Source organism: Erwinia sp. B116, from assembly GCF_002865965.1.
Taxonomy (GTDB): Bacteria; Pseudomonadota; Gammaproteobacteria; order Enterobacterales; family Enterobacteriaceae; genus Erwinia.
Genome location: NZ_JRZZ01000022.1, coordinates 51,900 through 73,672, shown reverse-complemented (window position 1 = coordinate 73,672; position 21,773 = coordinate 51,900). Strand labels below are relative to the sequence as shown.

Genomic DNA, 21,773 nt, shown 5'->3' with positions numbered 1-21,773 from the left:
CCTGAAGCTCCTGACCCGGTGACTCGTAAGCCGTTGTTCCGTGTCAGTGGAGGCGCAGTATAGGGATTTTCTGGAGGCTGACAAGGGCTATTTGCAAATAATTTTCTGAGCGCTGCTTTTTTACTCTGAAACCGCTGAAAGTGACAGTTTTTCGAGCTTCCCAAAGCCATAACGCTGCAAAACGGGCATTAATTGTACAGCCTGCTCGGTGATCGCCATACAAAAAGCGATGTTCTCACCGGACGATAACGCCTCCGGCGCTTCATTCTCCAGTAACCAGACGGTACGGCGGGCAATCGCCGCGCCGGAGTCAATCAGCCGCGTCCCTTCCGGCAGCACCTGCTGCAGTTCTTCACTAATCAGTGGGAAGTGCGTGCAGCCCAGCACCACCGTGTCCGGCGGCTCCTTCATACGCAGCCACGGCTGCAGAATACGTCTCACTTCTTCTGTAGCTACCGGCTGACCGTGCAGTTTGGCTTCGGCCAGTTCCACCAGCTCTGCCGAGCCAAGCATTTCGGTTTTGCATTCACTGGCAAAGCGCGCCACCAGCTCATGAGTATAAGGACGCTTCACGGTGCCGCGCGTAGCCAGCAGGCCGACGATGCCGTTCCGGGTCAGACGCGCCGCCGGCTTAATAGCAGGTACCACGCCCACCACCGGGAATTCGAAACGTTCGCGTAAGGCAGGCAGGGTGACGGTGCTCGCTGAGTTACAGGCAATCACCACCAGTGCCAGGGGATAAAGGCGGGTCACCGCCTCAACGATAGCGACGACCCGTTCAACGATAAACTCTTCCGACTTCTCACCATAAGGAAAGGCAACGTTATCGAAAGCGTAGAGATAATGAAGATCCGGCAACAGCTTGCGGATCTCATCATAGACTGAAAGCCCACCGACGCCGGAGTCAAAAACCAGCACGGTGGGGCGCGGTTTAGAAGTTGTAGCTGCCGCTGAGGTAGTATTCCCGTCCAGGGGTTTCATAGCCATACGCTGTCTCGTAATCTTTATCGAACAGGTTGGCAATTCTACCACGAACGGTGAGATGGGATGTGACCGGATACGAAACCGCGAGATCCCACAGGCTCACACCGCCCATTTTCACGCGCGGACTTGGGTAAACGCTGTAATCAGTGTCATAGCGCTGACCGAGGTACTGCCAGGTCAGGGACCAGTCAAACTCAGCCACGCTCCAGTCCAGCTGGTATTTCACCTGCTGCTTAGCCCGACGCGCCAGGACTTCATTCGTCACTGCATTACGCGGATCGAGATAATCATAAGAGAGCGTATGCGCCAGAGAGCCCGTATCAAATGACGCCGTTGCTTCGACCCCTTTGATGCGTGCTTTATTGATATTGCTGTAATGCGAAGTGGAGTCAAAGTTAATCAGGTCGTCAATGTCGTTACGATAACCGGACAAACGCCAGTTTACCGGCCCGCTTAACCCTTCGAAGCCCCCTTCCCACTGCTTACTTTTCTCAGGTTGCAGGGAGCGATTGCCGTAACTCTCGCTATATACCTGATTCAGGTTCGGTGCCTTGAATGCGGTACCGTAAGAAGCAAACACGCTGTAGCCGTCAACAAACTCCCAGGCCGCGCTGCTCTGCCAGGTATTATGCCAGCCGAAGGCGTTATTATCATCACCGCGCACGGCTCCTTCCAGCGTTACGTTACCCAGCTTCTGCTGCGTAGTGGCGTAAATACCCGTATTGCGCTGTTCCTGTCCGGCCGTCACATAGTTAGTACCCGGCTCTGAAGTCTGCTTCTGCCAGTCAACGCCGCCGCTGACCGTACCGTAGCCCACGGCGAGAGTATTGCCCCACTGAAGGTTATATTGCTCGACATCATCCAGCGTTGAGGCCGGACCATAGCGGCCTTTTGCAGGATCAAAGTTAAGGTCTTTAGTGTGGCTGTAGCTGGCGATGAGCTGTGAAGAGTAGATGCCGCGATTGAAACGCAGCCCGGTATCCCAACTCTGACTGTAGAGCTGGCGAGTATCGGGTATTCCGATCACCTGGGTGTAGTCACTGTTATAGGTGAGATAACCATCGTAGCCCGTGCGGTTATCAAAACCATAGCCACGAATGAAACCGCTGAACTCGTCATTAAACTGATGATCCACTGCACCATACAGTGATTTACTCATATAGCCATCGCGGTCTGGCTGCGCCGGATTACCGGATGAATCTGGCAGACCCGCAACGACATCATACCCCTTGGTATAGGTGTAACTGCCCGCCAGCGTCAGCAGGGTATCCTCACCCAGTCTCTGCTGAGTTGAACCGTCATAGGACTGATAGCCTTTTGAACCCACCCCAGCGTTCAGCGTAGTGCCCGGTTTATCACGCCCGGTGATGATATTAACCACACCACCAATGGCATCGGAGCCATATACCGCTGACCGCGCACCGCGCACATATTCGATACGTTGTACCAGCGAAATCGGGATCTGGCTCAGATCGGACGCGCCGCTGATCCCCGCCTGGTTAAGACGAATACCGTCAATCAGCACCAGAACATGGTTAGAGTTAGTACCCCGAATAAACAGCGAGCTCTGCTGGCCCATACCGCCGTTCTGAGCAATATCAACGCCCGGTAAGCGGCGCATCACGTCAGTCAGCGTTTTCGACTGCCAGCGATCAATCTGTTCTCTGGTCACCACAGTAGTGGGGGCCAGCACCGAAGAGACCGGCTGTTCAAAACGGTTCGCCGTTACCACCTGTTCCGCTTCACGGCTTTCCTGTGCATAGCCATACTGCGCCCAGAGCGCAAGCGCCGTTGCGCTAAAGGCAAACAGCGATTTATTCATCTTATTCATTATGAGAGCATCCAAAATTCCAGCAGGATGCCGCAGGCCTACGATTGATAGCACGCGATAATCGTAGTAATGCGACGTTAATCCGGCAGGTCTTCGGGCTCAGAGTCGTTTACAGGCAAAGACTTCCCATCCGAAGACAGTGTCTGCTTGCGCGATTGCCATGACATTCTATACCGCTGCGCGTCAGCTCCAGGTTTGCACTGGATTCCCTTTTAACTCGGGATGAGGCCGGTAAACGCATTTTAAGTTTAAAGAAATTGGATGTCCAGACATCCAGAAATCCATACTGGCAAAAAGTGCACAGTGCTGGACATGAGATGTGGAATCCCTACAATCGCCGGGCACTCTCCGCTTAATATTCAGGAAAAACCATGACGCCCGAACAGCTGCCCACTGAACAGTACGAAGATCAACTTGCCGAAAAGGTGGCGCGACTGACGTCAATGCTGGCACCGTTCAGCGCCCCTGAGGTGGAAGTCTTCCGTTCCCCGGTCAGCCACTACCGGATGCGCGCGGAGTTTCGTATCTGGCACGATGGCGACGACCTCTACCACATTATCTTCGATCAGCAGACCCGCCAGCGCATCCGCGTGGACAGCTTCCCGGCGGCCAGCGAGCTGATCAACCGCATGATGACCCGTCTGCTGGACGCGGTGCGCGACATGCGCGTGCTGCGCTTCAAGCTGTTCCAGATTGATTATCTCTCCACGACCAGCGGGCAGATCGTGGTGTCGCTGCTCTATCACCGCAAGCTGGACGACGAGTGGCAGCAGGCGGCTACCGCACTGCGCGACACGCTGCGGGCAGAGGGCTTTGATCTGCAGCTGATTGGCCGCGCCACCAAAACCAAGATCTGCCTTGACCGTGACTACGTGGACGAGCGGCTGACCATTGACGGCCAGGAGATGATTTATCGTCAGGTCGAGAACAGCTTTACCCAGCCCAACGCGGCGGTAAACGTGAAAATGCTCGAGTGGGCGCTGGATACCACACGTAACGCCAGCGGCGATCTGCTGGAGCTGTACTGCGGCAACGGCAATTTCTCACTGGCGCTGGCGCGCAACTTCCGTCGGGTGCTGGCGACCGAGATCGCCAAGCCGTCGGTCGCCTCGGCCCAGTACAATATCGCCGTCAACCAGATCGACAACGTGCAGATTATCCGCATGGCGGCAGAAGAGTTTACCCAGGCCATGAACGGCGAGCGCAGCTTTAACCGACTGGAAGGCATCGATCTGCAGAGCTACGAGTGTGAAACGATTTTTGTCGATCCGCCGCGCAGCGGGCTGGATGAAGAGACGGTGAAGATGGTGCAGGCCTATCCGCGCATTCTGTACATCTCATGCAACCCGCAGACGCTGTGCGATAACCTCGCCACGCTGTCGGCCACCCACGACGTCAGCCGGCTGGCGCTTTTTGACCAGTTCCCGTACACCCATCATATGGAGTGCGGCGTGCTGCTGACGCGCCGTTAATTGCCTGTGCAGGCCGGACTGACCGGCCCGCTACCAGCCAGGCTCGGGTGATATAACTGCACGATAAGATGTGTCAGGCAGCGGGAGAAGCGTGTGGCGACAACCCTTGCCGCCACCCGATCGTCAGGAGTGTGGCGCCTTCTTCACCCGCATGGCGATCCAGAACACCACCACCACCATCAGGATGGTCGGAATAAAGTTCGAACCAATATCCGGGTACTGAGCACGCACTACCGCGCTATACAGCAGGATCCCCAGCAGGAAGAAGGCAGCGGCCAGCGACGGCATCCCTTCAGGCATCGCACGGTTCAGGTAGCGCTGATGCAGGCACCAGGCCGCCAGCGCCAGGGCAATCAGCGGGAAAACGGTGAACGGAACGACAGAGCTGAACAGCGCCATAAAGGTGCCGTTGATTGAAAGTCCGGTGATAAACGCCAGCAGCAGCGTCCCTTTATCGCGTTGTGGAGCTAAACTCATTGCCTTTCCCCTTCACTCTTTAGATTCAAGCGTCACCGCCAGTTTCTCCTGCTCGCGGCGATACCAGTAGTAAGCCCCTTTGGAGATCATCCGCAGCTGCAGCACCAGCCGCTCTTCCAGCTGCCGACGCTGCCCGGCATCAATATCCAGCGCTTCGGCACCGGCGTTAAAGACGATAATCACCATCGCCTCGGCCTGCGCTTCGGTAAAGCTGCGCGGCATGCGGTTTTCCACCTCGAGGTAATCGGCGAGCTCGGCGATAAAATGCTGAATTTCACGCGCTACCGCGGCACGAAACGCCGCCGAGGTGCCGGAACGCTCCCGCAACAGCAGGCGAAAGGCGTTTGGATTATTGCCGATAAATTCCATAAATGTTGCCACCGAGGTGCGGATTACGCTGCCCCCTTTGGCGATACGCTGACGCGCCTGACGCATCAGCTGGCGCAACATCAGGCCACTCTCATCAACCATGGTCAGCCCTAACTCATCTACATCACGAAAATGACGATAGAATGACGTTGGGGCGATGCCGGCTTCCCTGGCCACTTCGCGCAGGCTCAGGCTGGCGAAGCTACGCTCGGCACTGAGCTGGCTGAATGCCGCTTCAATAAGTGACCGCCGTGTACGTTCTTTTTGCTGCGCTCTGACGCCCATGATTGTGCCTGTTAGACCTGCCGGACAGGCACTATAGCAAAAATTTCAGCGTACAGGCGGTCAAACTTTGTGAACGCCTGTTAAGCGGGTTGTTACCAAAAAAATGGCAAAAAATGCGCGTGGAATTGGGAAGTCGCTCACAAGATGTTAGAATCTCGTTGTAAAATTGTATAAGAAATAGGACGTATCGCTATGCCACAGTCTTATGATTACGACGCGATTATTATTGGTTCCGGTCCGGGGGGTGAAGGTGCCGCCATGGGGCTGGTGAAACAGGGCGCACGAGTCGCGGTGATCGAGCGCTATCATAATATCGGCGGCGGATGTACCCACTGGGGAACCATCCCGTCGAAAGCCCTGCGCCACGCCGTGAGCCGTATCATCGAGTTCAACCAGAACCCCCTGTACAGCGACCACTCACGTCTTCTGCGCTCCTCTTTTGCCGACATCCTTAACCACACCGAAAGCGTCATCAGCCAGCAGACCCGCATGCGTCAGGGCTTCTATGAGCGCAACCGCTGCGAACTGTTCCAGGGCGACGCCCGCTTTATCGATGCCAACACCATTGCGGTAGAGAGTCACGACGGCAGCGTTGAACAGCTGACGGCCGCGAAGTTTGTCATCGCCTGCGGGTCGCGCCCGTATCATCCACCGGACGTCGACTTCAGCCACCCGCGCGTTTACGACAGCGATTCGATCCTCAACCTGCACCATGAACCGGGCCACGTGATTATCTACGGTGCCGGGGTGATCGGCTGTGAATATGCGTCAATTTTCCGCGGCCTGAACGTCAAGGTTGACCTGATCAACACCCGCGATCGCCTGCTGGCGTTTCTCGATCAGGAGATGTCAGACTCGCTCTCCTATCACTTCTGGAACAACGGCGTGGTGATCCGTCACAACGAAGAGTTTGAGAAGATTGAGGCAGTCAGCGACGGGGTGATCATGCACCTGAAGTCTGGCAAGAAGCTGAAGGCAGACTGCCTGCTGTACGCGAACGGCCGCACCGGTAACACGGATTCGCTGGGGCTGGAAAACGTCGGGCTGGAAGCAGACGGCCGTGGCCTGTTAAAGGTCAACAGCATGTATCAGACCGCACAGCCGCATATCTACGCGGTCGGCGACGTGATAGGCTACCCGAGCCTGGCATCAGCCGCTTACGATCAGGGCCGTATTGCCGCGCAGGCGCTGGTAAAAGGTGAGGCGACCGCCCATCTGATCGAAGATATTCCGACCGGCATCTACACCATTCCGGAGATCAGCTCGGTCGGTAAAACCGAACAGCAGCTGACCGCCATGAAGGTGCCTTACGAAGTGGGCCGTGCGCAGTTCAAACACCTGGCACGCGCGCAGATCGTCGGGATGAACGTCGGCAGCCTGAAAATTCTGTTCCACCGCGAAACCAAAGAGATCCTCGGCATTCACTGCTTTGGCGAGCGCGCCGCCGAGATTATTCATATCGGCCAGGCGATTATGGAACAGAAAAACGGTGGTAACACCATTGAGTACTTTGTGAATACCACCTTTAACTACCCGACCATGGCTGAAGCCTACCGGGTTGCCGCACTGAACGGCCTGAACCGCTTATTTTAAACTGCCCGCCATTACACCCTGCATATGTTCACGGATCGCCTCTGCCAGCTGCTCATAGCGGCCGCGCAGGGGTGAACCCGGACGATACACCAGCGCAATGGTGCGCTGTGGTTCCGGCTTATAGCACGTCAGATAGCAGACGCCGTCACGTACGCGCTCCTTCGGTACCGCCAGCGCAGGCAGCAGCGTAATGCCGCTTCCCGCCGCCACCATATTGCGTAAGGTCTCCAGACTGGTGGCGCGAAAATGGGTATCTTCATCCGCTCCCGCCTGGAAGCAGAAGCCCATTGCCTGATCGCGCAGGCAGTGGCCATCTTCCAGCATCAGCAGCTTTTCACCGGCCAGGTCCGACATCGGCACCCGATCGCGATCGCGCCACGGGTGATCCTGATAGACCGCCAGCTTCATCGGCTCGTCGAACAGCGGCACTTCAATAAACGCCTCTGACTCTTTGACCAGCGCCAGAATCGCACAGTCGAGCTTGCCGCTGTCCAGCTGCGCCAGCAGCTGCTGGGTCTGCGCCTCGTGCAGGTACATCTCCAGCTTTGGAAACGTCTTGTGCAGCGACGGAATAATCTGCGGCAGCAGATAGGGGCCAACGGTGGGGATCAGGCCGATATGCAGCGGCCCGGACATCGCCTCGCCCTGCTGGCTGGCCATCTCTTTCAGGACTTTGACTTCCCGCAGCACGGTGCGGGCCTGGTCCACCAGCAGCAGGCCGGCCTGGGTGAACAGCACCTTGCGGCTGGTGCGTTCCAGCAGCATCACGCCCAGCTCATCTTCCAGCTTGCGGATCTGTCCGCTCAGCGTCGGCTGGCTGACGTGGCAGGCATCCGCCGCCCGGCGGAAGTGGCGGTGTTCAGCCAGCGCAACCAGGTACTCAAGATCGCGAATATTCATTCAATTCTCCATTTCCACGATAGCTCGTGACGATAGATAGCATAGCAATCAACGATTAGCCCTATCAAGCCGCATTGACAATAATGTGCGCATTCCAACGAAACGCCACGTCAACCGCGTTAAACAAGAGGTTCTTTATGTTTGCAAGTCAGGAAGGTCAGTCCGTCCCGCAGGTTACTTTTCATACACGTCAGGGCGACAGCTGGGTCGACGTTACCACTGACGAGCTGTTTAAAGATAAAACGGTGATCGTCTTTTCCCTGCCGGGTGCCTTTACCCCAACCTGTTCATCCAGCCATCTGCCGCGCTATAACGAGCTGTCAGAGGTGTTTAAAACACACGGCGTGGACAGCATTCTCTGCGTGTCGGTCAACGACACCTTTGTGATGAACGCATGGAAAGCCGACCAGCGCGCGGATAACATCACCTTCATCCCGGACGGCAACGGCGACTTCACCCGCGGTATGGAGATGCTGGTCGAGAAAGCCGAGATCGGCTTTGGTCCACGCTCATGGCGTTACTCAATGCTGGTGCGCAACGGCGTGGTGGAGAAGATGTTCGTTGAGCCTAACAAGCCGGGCGACCCGTTTGAAGTGTCGGATGCCGACACCATGCTGCGCTACGTGGCGCCCGAGTTTAAGGTGCAGGAGTCGGTTTCCCTGTTCAGCAAGCCGGGCTGCCCTTTCTGCGCCAAAGCCAAGCAGATGCTGCTCGATCGCGGCATTAAGTTTGAAGAGATCGTGCTGGGTCAGGATGCAACCACCGTCAGCCTGCGTGCCGTGACCGGCCGGGCGACCGTGCCGCAGGTGTTTATCGGTGGGCGCCATATCGGCGGCAGCGATGATTTAGAGCAGTATTTCGCCGCATAAGGGCGAACGCACGGCAATGTCTGCAGTAAGAAAATAAAAAAGAAGTGACCAGGCGGGCCAGCAGGCCCGCCTTTTTTATTTACGCCAGGCGCTGTTTAGCGTGCGCGACGGCCGCAGCCACCTGCTGCGGTGATACGCCGCCCTGCGCGTTACGCTTGTCGAGGCACGACTGCAGCGCCAGCACCGGATAGACGTCATCGCCAATCACGCTGCTGAACTTCTGCAGGTCGGCCAGCGACAGCGCTTCCAGCGCCACGCCCTGAGCAATGGCTTCCACCACCGCCTCACCGACGATATGGTGCGCTTCACGGAACGGTACGCCTTTGGCGACCAGGTAATCCGCCAGCTCGGTGGAGTTGGCGTAGCCCTGTTCGGCCGCTTCCTGGCAGCGCGGACGCTTCACCTGAATGCCGTCCAGCACCAGGGTAGCCATCTGCAGGCAGTCAAACCAGGTGTCGAGCGCGTCAAACAGCCCTTCCTTGTCTTCCTGCATATCTTTATTGTACGCCAGCGGCAGGCCCTTCAGCGTCATGCTCATCGCGGTCAGCGCGCCCTGCACGCGGCCGGCTTTACCGCGGATCAGCTCCAGCGCGTCCGGGTTTTTCTTCTGCGGCATCAGCGACGAGCCGGAAGTGACTTTATCCGACAGCTCAACGAAGCCCGCTTCACCGGTGTTGAAGAAGATCAGATCTTCGGCAAAACGCGACAGGTGGATCATGCCGATCGAGGCGTCAGACAGCAGCTCCAGCACGTGGTCACGGTCGGAGACGGTATCAAGGCTGTTACGGGTGGCGGAGGCGAAGCCCAGCCAGCCGGCCAGCTGCTCGCGGTCGATCTCATAGGCGGTACCCGCCAGCGCGCCGCAGCCCAGCGGGCTGACGTCGAGGCGCTTCAGGGTATCCTGCAGGCGGCTCTCATCGCGCGCCAGCATCTCCACGTAGGCCAGGCACCAGTGGGCAAAGGTCACCGGCTGCGCGCGCTGCAGGTGGGTATAACCCGGCATCACCGCGTCCTGGTTAGCTTCGGCAGTGGCAACCAGCGCCTGCTGGAACTGGCGGGTGGCGGCCAGCAGCTCGCCCACCTGCAGTTTGCACCACAGCTTCAGGTCGGTAGCGACCTGGTCATTACGGCTACGGCCGGTGTGGAGTTTTTTACCCAGCGCGCCGACCTTGTCGATCAGCTTGCCTTCCACCCAGCTGTGAATATCTTCGGCGTCGCTCTCCAGAATCTGCTCCGGATTAGCGCGCACCTCTTCCAGCAGCACGTTCAGCGCGCTTTCCAGCTGCTGCTGCTCGTCTGCGGTTAATACGTTGACCGTCACCAGCGCTTTGGACCAGGCCACGGAGCCGATAATGTCCTGTTCTGCCAGACGATAGTCAAAGCGCAGTGAGTCATTAAACAGTTTAAAACGCCGATCGGCTGCCTGTGTGAACCGTCCACCCCAAAGTGCCATGTGCAGTGCTCCATTCAATTCATATGACAGGGGCGGCCGACGCCGCCCCTGATGGTATTCGGCAGGGCGGGACATGCCCGCCCGCAGGATTACTTCTTCTCGTTCAGCGCGCGGATGCGTGAAGAGAGGGAGAACAGACGGATAAAGCCGCCCGCGTGACGGTGATCGTACACTTCGTCTTCGCCGAAGGTGGCGAACTCTTCAGAGTAGAGGCTGTTAGCCGATTTCTTCTGAATCGCGGTGACTTGGCCTTTGTAGAGCTGCAGCACCACTTCACCGTTTACTTCTTCCGCCAGCGCTTCGGCAGAGGCCTGGATGGATTTACGCAGCGGCGCAAACCAGCGGCCGTCGTAAACCACATAAGACATCTCCAGGCCCAGCTGCTCGCGCCATTTGAAGCTGTCACGGTCCAGAACCAGCTGCTCTACCGCACGCAGCGCGTTAACCATGATGGTGCCGCCAGGGGTTTCGTAGCAACCGCGGGATTTGATGCCCACCAGACGGTTTTCCACGATATCGATGCGGCCCACGCCGTGACGCGCACCGATGGCGTTCAGCTTGTCCAGGCAGCCAAACGGGCTCAGCGCTTCGCCGTTAACGGCAACCACGCGGCCTTTCTCTACGGAAACGGTGACCTGCTCAGGCTGGTCCGGTGCTTCCAGCGGATCGACGGTCCACACCCAGCAGTCTTTGTTCGGGGCATTCCACGGGCTTTCCAGCACGCCGCCTTCGGTAGAGATGTGCCAGGCGTTCTCATCACGGCTGTAGATTTTTTCCAGCGACGCGGTGGTCGGGATATTGCGCTCTTTCAGGTAGTCGAGCAGCGCTTCACGGGAACGCAGGTTCCACTCACGCCATGGCGCAACTACTTTCAACTGTGGAGCCAGCGCGGTGTAGGTGGTTTCGAAACGCACCTGGTCGTTACCTTTACCGGTCGCGCCGTGGCACAGGGCATCAGCACCGACCTTCAGCGCCAGCTCAACCTGGGCTTTGGCGATGATTGGGCGCGCCATTGAGGTACCCAGCAGGTAGGTGCCTTCATACAGTGCACCGGTCTGCAGCACCGGATAAACGTACTCGCTGATAAACTCTTCACGCAGATCCACCACGTGGCACTCAGAAGCACCGGACTGCAGCGCTTTCTGCTCAACGCCTTCCAGATCTTTTGGATCCTGGCCAATATCCGCCACAAAGGCCACCACTTCACAGCCGCCGTAGTTCTCTTTCAGCCAGGGAATGATCGCCGAGGTATCCAGGCCGCCGGAGTAAGCCAGTACGATTTTCTTGATGCTCTTGTCTTGCATGATAATTCCTTGATCTTCCCTTCGTCTTTCACGCTGCAGCTGCGTTGGCTTCACTCACTCACCCCGGTCACTTAGTAAACTAAGCTCCCGGGGATTCGTTCCATCGCCGCCTTGCTGCAGCATGAAATACTCGGGACAGTTAATAGTTAAGCGAGGATCCGGGTGCCGATGGACACACCGTTAAACAAATCTGGCAGCTGTTCCGCATGGCGCCAGCTGGCAATATCGACCGGACGGCCCAGCGTGCGGGCGGCATCCAGTGCTGCATTGACTTTAACAATCATTCCGTCGGTGATCACGCCGTCAGCGATCAGTTTTTCCGCTTTTGTCGCCGTCATCTCAGGGATACGCTGCTTGTCCGCGTCGAGGATGCCGCTCACGTCCGACAGCAGCACCAGATCGGCACCCAGCGTGGCCGCCAGCGCGGTGGCCGCCTGGTCGGCGTTGACGTTCATCAGCAGGCCATCCGCGGTAATACCGATCGAGCTGACCACCGGCAGGAAGCCGGCGCTGAGCAGAGTGTTAATCAGCAGCGGCGAGCCCGCCGACGCCTGGCCCACGTGCCCCAGTTCATCATCAAACTGTGCCACCTTAACACTGTTACCGTCGCCCAGGCAGAGGCCAACAGCAGGAATGCCATGTTTTGTTGACCAGGCCAGCAGCGTTTTATTGGCGGTGCCCGCCAGCGCGCCGGTAATGATGTCAATCTGGTCGGCCGGGGTCACCCGCAGGCCGTTTTTCTTTTTCACCGGCAGCGACAGCTTGCTCATCAGCTCATCAACCAGGCAGCCACCACCGTGAACGATCAGCAACGGACGCTGATGCGTGCTACGGTAGCTGACCAGGGCATCAAACAGGCGCGTCAACGCCTCTTCGCTGTCCAGCAATACGCCACCTAACTTGATAATTAACGGACTGGTCATCAACGTAACTCGCTCTCTGTGGGTGTCTGCGTTCCGGTTGCACTGAAACGCCTGTTCAACGGCTGCGGCTGGCGATAAATTATCGGTTTCCATCTGCAGGTGGTTAATGTATTTTTATTCACTATTACTGCATGAATATTGACACTATCCTAACTCAAGGACCGGCAACAGTGAAGACAAAATTACCCCCTTTTATCGAACTATACCGCCAGCTGATTGCCACGCCCTCGATCAGCGCTACGGATATCGCCCTCGATCAGAGTAATCAGACTTTAATCAATTTGCTGGCAGGCTGGTTCCGTGACCTGGGCTTCACCACCGAGGTCCAGCCGGTGCCCGGCACGCGCAATAAATTCAACCTGCTGGCAAAGAGCGGTGACGGTGCCGGCGGCCTGCTGCTGGCCGGCCATACCGACACCGTACCGTTCGACGATGGCCGCTGGACGCGCGATCCGTTCACCCTTACCGAACATGATAATAAGCTCTACGGGCTGGGCACCGCCGATATGAAAGGCTTCTTCGCCTTCATCTTAGACAGCCTGCGTGACGTTGAGGTGTCTCAGCTTAAAAAGCCGCTCTATATCCTCGCCACCGCCGATGAAGAGACCTCAATGGCCGGCGCGATGTACTTCGCCAGCACCACCGCGATTCGTCCGGACTGCGCGATCATCGGCGAACCGACCTCGCTGAAGCCGGTGCGCGCCCACAAGGGCCACCTCTCCAAAGCGATCCGCATCCAGGGCCAGTCCGGCCACTCCAGCGATCCGGCACGCGGCGTCAACGCCATTGAACTGATGCACGAGTCAATCACCCAGCTGATGGGCCTGCGCAACACCCTGAAAGAGCGCTATCACCACGGCGGTTTTGCCATCCCCTACCCGACCATGAACTTTGGTCACATCATCGGCGGCGATGCGCCAAACCGCATCTGCGCCTGTTGCGAACTGCATATGGATATTCGCCCGCTGCCGGGGCTGACGCTGAGCGATCTGGATGGCTTACTGCAGGAGGCGCTGGAGCCGGTCAGCGCCCGCTGGCCGGGCCGACTCACCGTCGGTGAGATGCACCCGCCGATCCCGGGCTACGAGTGCCCGCCTGACCATCAGCTGGTGCAGGTGGTGGAGAAACTGCTGGGCGTGCAGACCGAAGTGGTTAACTACTGCACCGAGGCCCCGTTTATTCAGCAGCTGTGCCCGACGCTGGTGCTGGGCCCGGGATCGATCAACCAGGCGCATCAGCCGGATGAATATCTCGACACCGCTTTTATTAAACCGACCCGCGCGCTGATTAGCCAGGTGGTCCATCATTTCTGCTATCACTGAGTGAAAAATGGGGTAATCAGCTGCAAAAACAGCGCATTGCCCCCGAATTGTATTATTCCGGTCGATAAGAATAACTTATCCCGCTTCGCTGTAATTAAATTTCATAAATTACCGCTATTTAGCGGCACGTTATCACCTGTTTAAGTCAATTGACGAAAGGTTCTTAACGTGGCTAGATAAAAGACTAAGTTATGCCCACAAGGGTGAAATAAAGTTACAGATAAGAAAAAGGGTGTCAGGGGTCATATGAACGAACAATATTCCGCAATGCGTAGTAACGTCAGTATGCTCGGCAAACTGCTCGGGGATACTATCAAGGATGCACTGGGAGAGAACATCCTGGAACGGGTGGAGACCATCCGTAAGCTTTCCAAGTCATCGCGTGCGGGAAATGACGCCGACCGTCAGGCGCTGCTGACCACGCTGCAAAACTTGTCCAACGATGAGCTGCTGCCGGTAGCCCGCGCCTTCAGCCAGTTCCTTAACCTGACCAACGTGGCCGAGCAGTACCACACTATTTCACCCAACGGCGAAGGGGCCAATAATCCGCAGGTGCTGGCACAGACCTTTGCGCGTCTGAAACAGCAGCCGGACCTGACGGAAGCGGACGTTCGCCAGGCGGTGGAATCCCTGTCGCTGGAACTGGTGCTGACCGCTCACCCGACGGAGATCACCCGTCGCACCCTGATTCATAAACTGGTGGAAGTGAACAGCTGCCTGAAGCAGCTCGATCACAACGACCTGTCCGACTACGATCGCGGCAAGATCATGCGCCGCCTGCGTCAGCTGGTTGCCCAGGCCTGGCACACCGATGAAATTCGTAAATACCGCCCGACCCCGGTCGATGAAGCCAAGTGGGGCTTTGCGGTAGTGGAAAACAGCCTGTGGGACGGCGTGCCGCAGTTCCTGCGCGAGCTGGACGAGCAGGTGGAAGCCTCCTTCGGCTACACCCTGCCGGTCGATTTCGTGCCGGTGAAATTTACCTCGTGGATGGGAGGCGACCGTGACGGCAACCCGAACGTGACCGCCACCGTCACCCGCCACGTGCTGCAGCTGAGCCGCTGGAAAGCCTGCGACCTGTTCCTGCGCGATATCGCCGTGCTGGTCTCCGAGCTGTCGATGTCCGAATGTACTCCGGAAGTCCGCGAGCTGTGCGGTAATCCGGAGGCGCTGGAGCCGTACCGCGAGATCATGAAAAACCTGCGCGGCCAGCTGATGAGCACCCAGGCCTACCTGGCCCGCCGCCTGAAGGGCGAGCGCCTGCCGCGCCCGGCCGACCTGCTGATCTCCAACGACCAGCTGTGGGACCCGCTCTACACCTGTTTCCAGTCGCTGCAGGCCTGTGGCATGGGTATCATCGCCAACGGCCAGCTGCTCGATACCCTGCGCCGCGTGAAGTGCTTCGGCGTGCCGCTGGTGCGCATTGACCTGCGTCAGGAGAGCACCCGTCACACCCAGGCGATCGCCGAAATTACCCGCTACCTGGGTCTCGGCGACTACGAAAGCTGGTCAGAAGCCGACAAGCAGGCGTTCCTGATCCGCGAACTGAACTCCAAGCGCCCGCTGACGCCGCTGAAGTGGGAGCCGACCGCCGATACCCAGGAAGTGCTGGATACCTGCCGCGTCGCCGCCGAAGTGCCGCAGGGCTCGATCGCCGCCTACGTGATCTCGATGGCGAAAACGCCGTCCGACGTGCTGGCGGTGCATCTGCTGCTGAAAGAAGCCGGTATTCCTTACGCGATGCCGGTGGCACCGCTGTTTGAAACCCTCGACGACCTGAACAACGCCAACGAGGTAATGGGCCAGCTGCTGAACATCGACTGGTACCGCGGCCTGATTCAGGGCAAACAGATGGTGATGATTGGCTACTCCGACTCGGCGAAAGATGCCGGCGTAATGGCCGCCAGCTGGGCGCAGTATGAAGCGCAGGAAAAACTGATTAACACCTGTGAGCAGGCCGGGATTACCCTGACCCTGTTCCACGGACGCGGCGGCAGCATCGGCCGCGGTGGCGCACCGGCGCACGCCGCGCTGCTGTCACAGCCCCCGGGCAGCCTGAAGGGTGGCCTGCGCGTCACCGAACAGGGCGAGATGATCCGCTTTAAGTTCGGCCTGCCGGAAGTGACCATCAGCAGCCTGGCGCTGTATACCGGTGCGATTCTGGAAGCCAACCTGCTGCCGCCGCCGCAGCCAAAAGACGAGTGGCGTCAGGTGATGGCGCAGCTGTCGGAGGTCTCCTGCAGGATGTACCGCGGCTACGTGCGCGAACATGACGACTTCGTGCCCTACTTCCGCTCAGCCACCCCGGAGCTGGAGCTGGCCAAGCTGCCGCTGGGTTCCCGCCCGGCCAAGCGCCGCCCGACCGGCGGCGTCGAGTCGCTGCGCGCCATTCCGTGGATCTTCGCCTGGACGCAGAACCGCCTGATGCTGCCGGCCTGGCTGGGCGCCGGTGCCGCGCTGCAGAAAGCGATGGCCGACGGCCATCAGGATCGGCTGGAAGTGATGTGCCGCGACTGGCCGTTCTTCTCCACCCGCATCGGCATGCTGGAGATGGTCTACTCGAAAGCCGACCTGTGGCTGGCGGAGTACTACGATCAGCGCCTGGTGGACAAATCCCTGTGGCCGCTGGGTAAACAGCTGCGCGACCAGCTGGACTCGGACATCAACGCGGTGCTGACCATCGCCAACGACTCACATCTGATGGCCGACCAGCCGTGGATCGCCGAGTCCATTGCGCTGCGTAACGTCTACACCGATCCGCTGAACGTGCTGCAGGCTGAACTGCTGCACCGTTCACGCCAGCTGGAAGAGGCCGGCGAACCGGACGCGCGCATCGAGCAGGCGCTGATGGTCACCATCGCCGGCGTGGCGGCGGGCATGCGTAACACCGGCTAGGCAACGGATACCATCAGCAAAAAAGGACGCTTGCGCGTCCTTTTTTTGTTTTCGTCGCTCGCTAACGGGCGGTCAGGATGCCGCTACCGCCGTGTTCGGCCGTACGCCCAGCGTATGGCAGATGGCGTAGCTCAGCTCGGCGCGGTTCAGGGTGTAAAAGTGAAAGTCCTTCACCCCTTCACGGCTGAGGATCCTGACCATATCCATCGCCACGTTGGCACCGACCATCTTGCGCGTTTCCGGATCGTTATCCAGCCCTTCAAACATCTGCGTCATCCAGCCCGGCACGCGCACGTTGGTCATGGCGGCGAAACGCTGCAGCTGCTTAAAGTTGGAGACCGGCAGAATGCCCGGCACGATCTCCGCGTCGATACCCGCCGCCACGCAGCGGTCGCGGAAGCGCAGGTAGCTCTCGACGTCGAAGAAGAACTGGGTGATGGCGCGGCTCGCCCCGGCATCGATTTTACGCCTGAGGTTGATCAGGTCAGCCTGGGCGCTTCTGGCTTCCGGGTGCACTTCCGGGTAAGCCGCCACCGAGATATCGAAATCCCCGACCTCCTTCAGCAGCGAGACCAGATCGGCCCCGTACATTTCCGGCTTGCCGGCACCCGGCGGCAGATCGCCGCGCAGCGCCACGATATGACGGATACCGTTACTCCAGTAATCGCTGGCAATCGCGCGCAGCTCATCGCGGCTGGCGTCGATGCAGGTCAGGTGCGGTGCCGCTTCCAGCCCGGTGCGATCCTTGATGCCTTTGATGATGCTGTGGGTACGGTCGCGCTCGCCGGAGTTGGCACCGTAGGTCACCGAGACAAATTTCGGCTTCAGGCTGCTCAGGCGATCGATCGAGCTCCACAGGGTTTCTTCCATTTCAGTGGTGCGCGGCGGAAAGAATTCAAACGAGACATTAATCTGTCCGTTAATCTCGGCCAGACTCTGATTCAGTGCTTCGCGCTGATTTGCATGGAAAAAACTCATACCTGTTATCCTCATCGATCGCTGCAGAACAAATATTGCCCGACAAACGTCTATCCATTCAGACGTCCAGACATTCAAAATGACGGAATCTGGTTATTCAGTCAACAGCTAAATGCGTAAAGGCAGTGACGAATTCTCAGGCAGGTTGAAGGATTCTCATGATGCAGGCAGGCGGACCAAAAAACCGTGAGGCAGGACAAACAACGGTAGCAGTCAGTCAAAACGCTGAGAGACTGCCTGTGGCAGGCGTTAATGCCTGTGAACCTGTCCCGTCGGTTGTCGCAACAGATTCACAGGCCGGGCAGGCCGCCCGGCACGCATCATCGAAATACCGGCCGCAACGGGCAGATTACAGCAGCTGAGCCAGGCGATTGAGATCGGACTGAATCGCCCCGGCGGTGACGTCACGGCCGGCACCCGGCCCGCGGATCACCAGCGGGTTATCGCGATACCAGCGGCTCTCGATGGCAAACACGTTGTCACACGGCAGCAGCGCGGCCAGCGCGTGGTCCGGGCGTACCGCTTCCACGCCGACGCGCGCCTTGCCGTTAGCATCGAAGCGCGCCACGTAGCGCAGCACCAGCCCCAGCTCCTGCGCCGCTTCATAGCGCTGCAGCATCTGCTCGTTGAGCACGTCGCTGTTTTCGAAGAAGTCGTCGGCGGTGCCGGCCTGGCAGCCCTCCGGCACCAGCGATTCAACGCGCACCTGGCCCGGTTCAATATCGTAGCCCGCTTCACGCGCCAGAATCACCAGCTTGCGCATCACGTCCTGACCGGAGAGGTCGACGCGCGGGTCGGGCTCGGTCAGCCCCTGCTGCCAGGCCTGGTCCACCAGCTCGGTAAAGGGCACCGAACCGTCAAACTGCAGGAACAGCCACGACAGCGTGCCGGAGAAAATACCGCTGATCGACAGAATACTGTCGCCGCTTTCGCGCAGATCGCGCACCGTGTGGTTGACCGGCAGCCCGGCACCGACGGTGGCGTTATACAGCCAGTGGCGTCCGGTCTTGGCAAAGGCATCGCGGATTTGACGGTAGTCAACGCCGCTGGCCGCCCCGGCCACCTTATTGGCACCGATCACGTGGAAACCGTAGCTGGCAAAATCCAGGTACTGTGCCGCCAGCGTCTCACTGGCGGTCACGTCCAGCACCACCAGGTCGTCGAACGGGTGTGCACGCATCCACAGGAACAGCGACTCCTGATCCAGCGCCTCGGACTCAGTCTCAAAGAACGCCAGTGCGCGGCTGGCGTCCAGCCCCGCGTAGTTAAGCAGGCTGCGGCGGCTGTCCACCACCCCGGCCAGCACAAATTCAAAGCCGGTACGCGCCGACAGCGTCTCCTGCTCGCGGGCGAACAGCTCCAGCCAGCGTGAGCCGATGTTGCCTTTACCAAACAGCACCAGCCCGACCTGCTTCTCGGCGCGGAACAGCGTCTGATGCAGCCCGCGGATAAGGTGTTCGGTTGGGCCAACGCGCAGCACCGCCACCAGGCTGATCCCCTCCTCAGACTGCCAGATAAACTCTACCGGCTGGTCTTTCATCTGCTGCCAGAAACGGTGGCTGTGCAGCGGATTACGGCAGACGCCGGCCCCGACCATCGCCACCAGCGCCATACCGTCACGCAGCTGCAGGCGTCCCGGTAACCCGGCATCCTGCAGCAGCGTCAGCGCGCTGTTAACCACTTCCGAGGTGTAGCACAGCTGCAGCAGGTTGCGATCGGGATGGATACCGGTCGCCAGCGGGCGCACCTGGGCGCGCTTCAGCAGCTGGTCGATCTCTTTATGCAGAATGGCAAAGTCGTGCTGCGGCGGCACCTGGAACTCAATCAGGCAGACGTCATCATGGCTGGTGACGATGCGCGCACCGGTGCCGGACGCCAGCACCCGCTCAATACGGGTCGAGCCCTGCTCCGGCTGATAGCTGCAGCGCAGCTGTAAATCGATATTGCTGGCCGACACCGGCTGCAGGGTGCGGGTGTGCAGCACCGGCGCGGCCAGGCGCGCCAGCTCGCTGGCCTCGTCCAGCCGCAGCAGCGGCAGCAGGCAGGCATCTTTCACCTTACGCGGGTCGGCGCTGTACACCCCGGCCACGTCACTCCAGATGGTCACCCGCGTGGCCCCGGCCAGCGCGCCAATCTGCGTCGCCGAATAGTCGCTGCCGTTGCGCCCGAGCAGCACCGTTTCACCGGCGTCGTTGCGGCTGATAAAGCCGGTCACCACCAGGCGGTGCGAGCCGCGCTGTGCCATCAGTTGCTGCAGCAGCGGCAGGGATTTCGCTTCATCCACCTGCGGCTGAGCGGCGCGCTCCGCACGCAGAAAATCACGGGCGTCCAGCCAGGAGGACTCAATATCGCGCTGGTTGAGCACCGCCGACATCAGCCGCGCCGACCAGATCTCACCGTGGCCAACCACTTCGGCATATACCGCTTCACTGATTTCGCCGTCCAGCAGCGCGGCCAGCCGCTCCAGATCGTGGATAAAGGTGCCAGTCAGCGGCTCGGCGATCTCAGCAGGTAACAGGCTGGTAATCAGTTCACTTTGATAACGACGCAGCGCCTGCTGTACCTGATGGGCCGACAGCCGATCGCTGTGGCTCAGCTTTAACCAGCTGATTAACTGGTTGGTGGTACTGCCGGCCGCCGACACCACCATCAGATCGCCCGGCTGGCTGTATTCCGCCATAATCCCGGCCACCCGCTGATAGCATTTTGCATCCGCCAGACTGCTGCCGCCAAACTTATGTAACTGACGTGAACGTCCTGCCCCTGCTGAATAACTCATGCTTACCTCTTGGCCGCAATCCGGAAGGCATTATCCAGATCGGCAATTAAATCTTCATGATCCTCAATCCCCACGGAGATACGCAGCAGCGACTCGGAAATCCCGGCCTGCGCACGCGCCTCGGCTGACATACCCGCGTGGGTCATGGTCGCCGTGTGGGAGATCAGGCTCTCAACGCCACCCAGCGACTCCGCCAGGGTGAACAGTTCCAGCGCTTTCAGGAAGCGGCGTAGCGTCGCCTCATCACCGTCAAACTCAAAACTGAGCATCGCGCCGAAGCCTTTCTGCTGCTTCACCGCAAACTCATGTCCTGCATTGGACGGCAGAGAAGGATGATACAACTTTTTCACCAGCGGTTGCTGCTGCAGATAGTCCACAATCGCCAACGCGTTGCGCTGAGCTGCCGCGATACGCGGTGCCAGCGTGCGCAGGCCGCGCAGCAGCAGATAGCTGTCAAACGCCGCACCGGTGACGCCGATATTGTTCGCCCACCAGGCCAGCGTAGTAACATGCTCTGGATCTTTGGCAATCACCGCCCCCGCCACCACGTCCGAGTGGCCGTTCAGGTACTTGGTACAGGAGTGGATCACCAGATCCGCGCCCAGCGCCAGCGGGTTCTGCAGCGCCGGGCTGAGGAAGGTGTTATCCACCACGCTAATCGCGCCAGCCTCGGCCGCGGCTTTACAGATCGCAGCAATATCCACCACGCGCAGCAGCGGGTTGCTCGGGCTTTCCACCAGCACCAGCTTTGGCTTCTCCGCCAGCGCGGCCTGCAGGGCCGCTTCATCACCCTGATCGACGAACTTCACGCGATAAGCACCGCGCTTGCTCAGGCTGTCGAACAGACGATAGCTACCGCCGTAACAGTCGTGCGGTGCCACCAGCAGGTCACCCGGCTGCAGGAATACGGTGGTCACCAGATGGATCGCCGACATACCGGTATTGGTCATTACAGCACCGGCACCGCTTTCCAGATCGGCCAGCGCACGCTGCACCACATCACGGGTCGGGTTACCGCGGCGTGAATAGTCATGGGCGCGCGGCTCGTTAAAATCGGTGAAGTTATACGTACTGGAGAGGTGAATCGGTGGGACAACGCAGCCATATTGCTCGTCGTCATTCAAACCGCTACGTACTGCGATAGTTGCCTGTTTACGCGTCATGGTGCATATATTCCTGCAGGTCGGGAAGAAGATGGCATATAGAGTAAAGCGGGGCACAATAGACGTCAATACATCTGGACATCTAAATGTCTTTGCGTATAGATTGAGCAACGGGCCAATAACCGCTAGAATTATGCCGAAATCCCCCGCAGAAAGTGGTGTCATCCCGGTGTGAT

Annotated in this window: 16 protein-coding genes and 1 riboswitch; of the genes, 5 read left to right on the top strand and 11 right to left on the bottom strand. The window is 59.0% G+C overall.

All coding sequences use genetic code 11. The features are described 5' to 3' along the window. Window positions 1-120: 120 nt before the first annotated feature. Window positions 121-987 carry a glutamate racemase gene (gene murI, locus NV64_RS15280; protein ID WP_072166311.1) on the bottom strand — a complete coding sequence of 289 codons (867 nt, stop codon included), beginning with the start codon at window positions 985-987 and terminating at the stop codon, window positions 121-123. Then, window positions 932-2,815 (bottom strand): TonB-dependent vitamin B12 receptor BtuB, encoded by a 1,884-nt coding sequence (gene btuB / locus NV64_RS15275; RefSeq protein ID WP_101506243.1) that lies wholly within the window; start codon window positions 2,813-2,815, stop codon window positions 932-934. Before btuB ends, murI begins: the two co-directional genes overlap by 56 nt. Window positions 2,816-2,881: 66 nt before the next feature. Then, window positions 2,882-3,063, bottom strand: a riboswitch (cobalamin riboswitch). Window positions 3,064-3,186: 123 nt separating this feature from the next. Here btuB and trmA point away from each other — a divergent pair. Further along, window positions 3,187-4,287: a tRNA (uridine(54)-C5)-methyltransferase TrmA gene (trmA, locus tag NV64_RS15270; protein WP_056233733.1), complete on the top strand. Its 1,101-nt coding sequence runs from the start codon at window positions 3,187-3,189 to the stop codon at window positions 4,285-4,287. A 123-nt stretch (window positions 4,288-4,410) separates the two neighbouring features. On the opposite strand, the gene NV64_RS15265 is transcribed toward trmA, so the two are convergent. Together NV64_RS15265 and fabR are read right to left on the bottom strand one after the other, a co-directional pair. Continuing rightward, window positions 4,411-4,764, bottom strand: a complete 354-nt coding sequence (locus NV64_RS15265) for a YijD family membrane protein (RefSeq protein ID WP_056233731.1) — start codon at window positions 4,762-4,764, stop codon at window positions 4,411-4,413. A gap of 12 nt (window positions 4,765-4,776) precedes the next feature. Continuing rightward, window positions 4,777-5,418, bottom strand: coding sequence for an HTH-type transcriptional repressor FabR (gene fabR / locus NV64_RS15260; RefSeq protein ID WP_056233729.1), 642 nt, complete (start codon window positions 5,416-5,418; stop codon window positions 4,777-4,779). A gap of 192 nt (window positions 5,419-5,610) precedes the next feature. On the opposite strand from fabR, the gene sthA reads away from it, so the two are divergent. Next, a complete protein-coding gene (gene sthA / locus NV64_RS15255) occupies window positions 5,611-7,011 on the top strand; it encodes a Si-specific NAD(P)(+) transhydrogenase (protein ID WP_056233727.1) in 1,401 nt (466 codons plus the stop codon). On the opposite strand, the gene oxyR is transcribed toward sthA, so the two are convergent. Beyond that, window positions 7,003-7,911: a DNA-binding transcriptional regulator OxyR gene (gene oxyR, locus NV64_RS15250; RefSeq protein WP_056233725.1), complete on the bottom strand. Its 909-nt coding sequence runs from the start codon at window positions 7,909-7,911 to the stop codon at window positions 7,003-7,005. The genes sthA and oxyR overlap by 9 nt on opposite strands. A gap of 137 nt (window positions 7,912-8,048) precedes the next feature. Here oxyR and NV64_RS15245 point away from each other — a divergent pair, with 137 nt between their 5' ends. After that, a complete protein-coding gene (locus NV64_RS15245; protein ID WP_056233721.1) occupies window positions 8,049-8,780 on the top strand; it encodes a glutathione peroxidase in 732 nt (243 codons plus the stop codon). Window positions 8,781-8,859: 79 nt separating this feature from the next. Here NV64_RS15245 and argH read toward each other — a convergent pair whose 3' ends face one another. From argH to argB, 3 genes are all read right to left on the bottom strand, one after another. Next, window positions 8,860-10,233 carry an argininosuccinate lyase gene (argH, locus tag NV64_RS15240; protein ID WP_056233719.1) on the bottom strand — a complete coding sequence of 458 codons (1,374 nt, stop codon included), beginning with the start codon at window positions 10,231-10,233 and terminating at the stop codon, window positions 8,860-8,862. Window positions 10,234-10,322: 89 nt separating this feature from the next. Next, a complete protein-coding gene (locus NV64_RS15235) occupies window positions 10,323-11,537 on the bottom strand; it encodes an argininosuccinate synthase (protein ID WP_056233718.1) in 1,215 nt (404 codons plus the stop codon). 146 nt (window positions 11,538-11,683) lie between these two features. Continuing rightward, window positions 11,684-12,460: an acetylglutamate kinase gene (gene argB, locus NV64_RS15230; protein ID WP_056233717.1), complete on the bottom strand. Its 777-nt coding sequence runs from the start codon at window positions 12,458-12,460 to the stop codon at window positions 11,684-11,686. A 170-nt stretch (window positions 12,461-12,630) separates the two neighbouring features. Between argB and argE the strand changes: the two genes are divergently transcribed. Beyond that, a complete protein-coding gene (argE, locus tag NV64_RS15225) occupies window positions 12,631-13,782 on the top strand; it encodes an acetylornithine deacetylase (protein WP_101506242.1) in 1,152 nt (383 codons plus the stop codon). 246 nt (window positions 13,783-14,028) lie between these two features. After that, entirely contained in the window at window positions 14,029-16,677 is a 2,649-nt protein-coding gene (gene ppc / locus NV64_RS15220; RefSeq protein WP_056233714.1) for a phosphoenolpyruvate carboxylase, read from the top strand. A 72-nt stretch (window positions 16,678-16,749) separates the two neighbouring features. Here ppc and metF read toward each other — a convergent pair whose 3' ends face one another. From metF to metB, 3 genes are all read right to left on the bottom strand, one after another. Beyond that, complete coding sequence (gene metF / locus NV64_RS15215) at window positions 16,750-17,655, bottom strand: methylenetetrahydrofolate reductase (RefSeq protein WP_101506241.1); 906 nt, start codon at window positions 17,653-17,655, stop codon at window positions 16,750-16,752. 349 nt (window positions 17,656-18,004) lie between these two features. Further along, the gene (locus NV64_RS15210) at window positions 18,005-20,434 is read right to left on the bottom strand and encodes a bifunctional aspartate kinase/homoserine dehydrogenase II (protein ID WP_101506240.1); all 2,430 of its coding nucleotides are present in this window, start codon (window positions 20,432-20,434) and stop codon (window positions 18,005-18,007) included. 2 nt (window positions 20,435-20,436) lie between these two features. Then, window positions 20,437-21,597, bottom strand: coding sequence for a cystathionine gamma-synthase (gene metB / locus NV64_RS15205; protein WP_101506239.1), 1,161 nt, complete (start codon window positions 21,595-21,597; stop codon window positions 20,437-20,439). Window positions 21,598-21,773 lie beyond the last annotated feature (176 nt).

What these genes read in the sequence shown, in the direction of transcription:
- murI (WP_072166311.1), bottom strand. Translation starts at nt 987, where the DNA reads ATGGCTATGAAACCCCTGGACGGGAATACTACCTCAGCGGCAGCTACA.
- btuB (WP_101506243.1), bottom strand. Translation starts at nt 2,815, where the DNA reads ATGAATAAGATGAATAAATCGCTGTTTGCCTTTAGCGCAACGGCGCTT.
- trmA (WP_056233733.1), top strand. Translation starts at nt 3,187, where the DNA reads ATGACGCCCGAACAGCTGCCCACTGAACAGTACGAAGATCAACTTGCC.
- NV64_RS15265 (WP_056233731.1), bottom strand. Translation starts at nt 4,764, where the DNA reads ATGAGTTTAGCTCCACAACGCGATAAAGGGACGCTGCTGCTGGCGTTT.
- fabR (WP_056233729.1), bottom strand. Translation starts at nt 5,418, where the DNA reads ATGGGCGTCAGAGCGCAGCAAAAAGAACGTACACGGCGGTCACTTATT.
- sthA (WP_056233727.1), top strand. Translation starts at nt 5,611, where the DNA reads ATGCCACAGTCTTATGATTACGACGCGATTATTATTGGTTCCGGTCCG.
- oxyR (WP_056233725.1), bottom strand. Translation starts at nt 7,911, where the DNA reads ATGAATATTCGCGATCTTGAGTACCTGGTTGCGCTGGCTGAACACCGC.
- NV64_RS15245 (WP_056233721.1), top strand. Translation starts at nt 8,049, where the DNA reads ATGTTTGCAAGTCAGGAAGGTCAGTCCGTCCCGCAGGTTACTTTTCAT.
- argH (WP_056233719.1), bottom strand. Translation starts at nt 10,233, where the DNA reads ATGGCACTTTGGGGTGGACGGTTCACACAGGCAGCCGATCGGCGTTTT.
- NV64_RS15235 (WP_056233718.1), bottom strand. Translation starts at nt 11,537, where the DNA reads ATGCAAGACAAGAGCATCAAGAAAATCGTACTGGCTTACTCCGGCGGC.
- argB (WP_056233717.1), bottom strand. Translation starts at nt 12,460, where the DNA reads ATGACCAGTCCGTTAATTATCAAGTTAGGTGGCGTATTGCTGGACAGC.
- ppc (WP_056233714.1), top strand. Translation starts at nt 14,029, where the DNA reads ATGAACGAACAATATTCCGCAATGCGTAGTAACGTCAGTATGCTCGGC.
- metF (WP_101506241.1), bottom strand. Translation starts at nt 17,655, where the DNA reads ATGAGTTTTTTCCATGCAAATCAGCGCGAAGCACTGAATCAGAGTCTG.
- NV64_RS15210 (WP_101506240.1), bottom strand. Translation starts at nt 20,434, where the DNA reads ATGAGTTATTCAGCAGGGGCAGGACGTTCACGTCAGTTACATAAGTTT.
- metB (WP_101506239.1), bottom strand. Translation starts at nt 21,597, where the DNA reads ATGACGCGTAAACAGGCAACTATCGCAGTACGTAGCGGTTTGAATGAC.